1 protein-coding gene is annotated in these 331 nt (G+C 42.6%); it reads right to left on the minus strand.

What is annotated here, in order from left to right:
* Positions 1–331 (minus strand): transposase (locus tag AB4512_RS25260; protein WP_372176205.1); only part of this gene is annotated, 331 nt, incomplete at both ends.

Consider the following 331-nt stretch of genomic DNA (forward strand, 5'->3'; position numbering starts at 1 on the left):
GTATTCTTCCGTTCTTTCAACGCGTTTAAAAAGGCCTGCTTGACCGTGCGAGCTTTCATATCATCACTTATGTGATAGCCCACGATTTTTCTTGAGTAAGCGTCCGTCACTAAACTGAGATAAGTACTACCACGCCGCGTTGCTAGATAAGTAATATCGGCAACCCATAATTGCTCTGGTCTTTCCGGTATTAAGCCTTCTTTGACACGATTAGGATGGCAGTAAAAGCGATGATTACTGTTTGTGGTTCGATGATAAGCCCTTCGATTCTGCACTAATAATCGATTCATTCTCAGCAGAGAGAATAAGCGGTCTCGCCCTATTTCAATAT

This window comes from Vibrio sp. 10N.222.52.B7 (genome assembly GCF_041474275.1).
In the GTDB taxonomy this organism is placed as follows: Bacteria; Pseudomonadota; Gammaproteobacteria; order Enterobacterales; family Vibrionaceae; genus Vibrio; species Vibrio crassostreae_C.